Here is a 3,915-nt window from a genome sequence, read left to right on the forward strand (position 1 = left end):
TAAATCCAATGATAATGAATATATTAAAAAATTGGCGTTCTTAGCTTACGAATCATCCACTTATCAAGTAAGAATGTACGGAGTGTTTCTGTTTGGATATTTATCAGAACAAGATGATGTTTTAGCATTTATGCGAGATGAAGTTTCCAAAGATAATAATTGGAGAGTTCAAGAAGTGTTGGCAAAGGCATTTGATGAATTTTGCAAGAAAATAGGATATGAAAAAGCACTCCCGGTAATTGATGAATGGTTAAAAAACAACAATCCTAATACAAGGAGAGCAGTTACAGAGGGACTAAGAATATGGACGAGCAGACCATATTTCAAAGATAATCCGAATGAAGCTATCAGCCGAATTGCTGCATTAAAAGAAGATACGAGTGAATATGTTAGAAAATCGGTAGGGAATGCCTTAAGAGATATTAGTAAAAAATTTCCACGAAAAGAGGACGCATTGAACTCTATTTCGTGAGAAATGAGCTGGCGCTTGTATATAGATTCAATGGCTGCGTCTAGCGGCTTTCGGACATAGGCAGGAAAGAGCGAAGAGAGACGCGTGCTATTCCTTCGCTGCTATTGCAGCTCACCTTCGTGTATCAGTATTTAGACTTTTACTGCGGGCTTACACTCTTGCCCGAAACTCGCAAACATTGTACAATAATACGTAATTACGTGAATACGTATTATTGCAGGAGAGTTTTATATGAATAAGAAAGACGAGAAGAAGCCCTCAGGAGACGTCAGGCGAACGAAGCTGACGCTCTCCGTGACGGCAGAGGATAAGAAGATATTGAAAATCATTGCAATCAAGAGGGAGAAATCTATCTCAGCGATGCTGCGTGAGTGGATTGAGAAAAATGCAAAGGAGGCTGAGGAATAATGGCCAAGAAGGAGATAAAGACCGACCTTTGGGTTGCAAAGCAGCTTGATGAGTGCGGTATTAAGTTTGATGCTCAGGGTAGCAATACAAAAGAAATTGATGATGCATTGAAGACAGCATCGAAACGAGGAACTGGCAAGGCAGGATACCCTGAGTACGTCGCCGTTATTGGCGATTTTGTCCTTGTTATCGAGGATAAGGCGGCGCTTGATAAGCATGTCAGTTTGACCGATAAGGACGTGATTGACACTGAGGTTAAGTCCGTAACTGATTATGCGGTCAACGGTGCTTACTTTTATGGAAAGCATATTGCTCAGAACAGCGCATTCAAGAAAGTGTTTGCAGTCGGAGTTTCTGGTGATGAGAAGCATCATAAGATTACTCCGCTTTGGGTTGATGACCGTGAGGGCTACAAGCAGTTGCCGGATATTGAATCGTTCGTCTGGTTCTCGCCGGGAAACATCAACGAGTACTACACGAGGTACGTTCTGGAAGAGGCTACCGATGTTGAAAAGACGACGGAGCAGATTCTCAAGGATGCTGCTGAGCTTCATGAATATCTGCGTACTTACGGAACACTGAAAGACCAAGACAAGCCATTGGTTGTCGCTGGTATCCTACTGGCACTGGATGAAATTGAATTTGGTGGCTTCGGCGTTGATTCGCTGACAGGAGACCAGATTGCGGGTAACCGCGATGGCGACAAGCTGATGAATGCTATCAAGACGCGCCTAACCCGCTCAAACGTAGGGCCAGATGCAAAGAAAGATAAGCTTATGGCTGAGTTTGCTATTTTGCAGACCAGTTTCAGATTGAACGAGGTCAACGAGATGCTGGGTAAAACGCCGCTCAAGTTTTACACGGAATTCCTGTATGAGCATGTGTTTAAGAATATCAAATACCGGAAGACTTCCGAGGATTTCATTGGTCGCTTCTACGGCGAGTTCATGAGTTATTCTGGCGGCGACGGGCAGACGCTGGGTATCATCCTGACGCCTCGACATATCACCGACCTTATGTGTGATTTGGTGGATATCCAGCCTGACGATGTGGTGCTCGACCCTACGTGCGGCACGGCGGGATTCCTGATTTCTGCCATGCACAAGATGCTTTCCATGGCGGACAGTGACCAGCAGAGAAAGAATATCAAGAAGAAGCAACTGCACGGCTTCGAGCTTCAAAGCAACATGTTTGCCGTTGCTGCTGCGAACATGATTCTGCGCCGTGACGGCAACAGCAATCTCGAATGCAGTGACTTCCTGGCTAAGAACCCGGCACAGGTGCAGATGAAGGGGGCGACAGTTGGTCTGATGAATCCTCCGTACTCACAGGGCACTAAGGCAGACCCAAGCCAGTACGAACTTTCCTTCATCGAGCATATGCTAGATTCGCTAACAGTCGGAGCGCGGGCGGCGGTCATTGTTCCTCCGTCATCCATGACCGGTAAGTCAAAGGCAGAGCAGGCTTTCAAGGACGCCATCATGAAACATCACACACTTGAGGGCGTTATCACTTGCAACAAGGACACGTTCTATGGCGTGGGCACGAGTGCGGTCATCGCTGTGTTCACGGCGCATGAGCCACATCCTGAGGATAAGGTCTGCAAGTTTATTGATTTCCGGGATGATGGCTACGAGGTGAGGATGCACGTTGGACTGATCGAGGGTGATTCTGCCAAGGACAAGCACCAGCACTTGCTGGATGTGTGGTTCGGGCGCGCTGAGGCACCGTCCAAGTTCTGTGTTGAGTCTACAGTTGAGGCGAGCGACGAATGGTTGCACAGCTTCTACTACTTTAACGACGAGATTCCGACCGATGCAAACTTCGAGAAGTCTATTGGCGACTACCTGACGTTCGAGTTCTCTATGGTCATGCAGAACCGCGAGTATTTGTTCAAGAGAGGTGCTGACAATGGAAAGGTGCCCATGCGGTATAAGAATTTCATTGCTGGACAGCTCTCTCAGTTGGAACACAAGGATATTCCGGCTCTCGATAAGAAAAAGTGGGATGAGTTTAGTGTCAGTTCTCTGTTCTCCAAGATTCAGGCGACTAAGGGAAAAACTACAGCCGGATTGGTCGATGGAGACGATTTGCCATATATCGCCGCCGCTAAATCAATAATAGGCTGTCAGGTGTGTTCGGCAGAAGCTAACGATGAGTGGAAGTCCGAAGGAAACGGCATGGTTTTTGTACAGTTGGGAGATGGTGCGGCTGGACTTGCGCATTATGTGCCTATGGCGTTTATAGGAATGTCAGGAAAAACTTCAGTTGGCTATTCAGATAAGTTGAATTTATACACTGGTTTGTTTATCGAGAGATGTCTTTCGTCTAATAAGTCATTGTTTAGCCATGGTCATTCATGGACAGGAAAGAGATTGCTAAATACAAAAGTCATACTACCGGTTACTGATGAGGGCAAGCCTGACTACGCGTACATGGAGCAGTACGCTAAGAATATGATGCTGCGTAAGTACGAGCAGTATCTGGCGTTCATTGACCGCCAAAGCTCAGCGGAGGAGGTGAATGTATAGGTGACAAAGACTGAATTTGTCCAGAACGACAACAACCTAGCTATCGCTTACTATCGCTTCTCGTCTCACGCACAAAACGATGCACCCATCGACCAGCAGCGCGAGCAAGCACTGTTCAATGGATACAAGGCATTCGGCTATAAGATTGCCGAGGACAAGCGAAACGGCTCGTGGGATAGCTGAGGATGAGGCTCCGAGATACTGACTTACAGGAAAGCTCTTCTGTGGAGAGTGTGGGAGCTCTGTGCAGAGCGTGTCTGGTATTCAGAAGACAATCGCGAGGTGTCTTACGAGGCACTGAACGGAGACGACGACCATTTTACTGAAGGGGAAGTCGTCGAGTTTGATTGCTTCCCCTTTGAGTCCAGAGTTAATTAAAGCTGAACTCTGCAACTGGGAGTTAGAAAGCAAAGGAATAAATCAAGTATACAAATTAGCTAGTCGATTAGTCGACTGATGTTAAATAAAAATACCCCAGTTAATTCCGGGGTATTTTCTAGTAAT

4 protein-coding genes are annotated in these 3,915 nt (G+C 46.3%); all 4 read left to right on the forward strand.

From position 1 onward, the window contains the following. Positions 1–472, forward strand: a 472-nt coding sequence (locus tag RWJ96_RS06805) for a HEAT repeat domain-containing protein (RefSeq protein WP_314019636.1), incomplete at its 5' end; no start/stop codon positions are given. A gap of 231 nt (positions 473–703) precedes the next feature. Continuing rightward, positions 704–880 (forward strand): hypothetical protein, encoded by a 177-nt coding sequence (locus RWJ96_RS06810; protein ID WP_314019637.1) that lies wholly within the window; start codon positions 704–706, stop codon positions 878–880. Further along, positions 880–3,411, forward strand: a complete 2,532-nt coding sequence (locus RWJ96_RS06815; RefSeq protein WP_314019638.1) for an N-6 DNA methylase — start codon at positions 880–882, stop codon at positions 3,409–3,411. Before RWJ96_RS06810 ends, RWJ96_RS06815 begins: the two co-directional genes overlap by 1 nt. Further along, complete coding sequence (locus RWJ96_RS06820; protein ID WP_314019639.1) at positions 3,412–3,594, forward strand: hypothetical protein; 183 nt, start codon at positions 3,412–3,414, stop codon at positions 3,592–3,594. It abuts the gene before it with no gap. The last annotated feature ends 321 nt before the right edge of the window (positions 3,595–3,915 follow it).

It is taken from the genome of Lancefieldella parvula (genome assembly GCF_963547875.1).
In the GTDB taxonomy this organism is placed as follows: domain Bacteria; phylum Actinomycetota; class Coriobacteriia; order Coriobacteriales; family Atopobiaceae; genus Lancefieldella; species Lancefieldella parvula_D.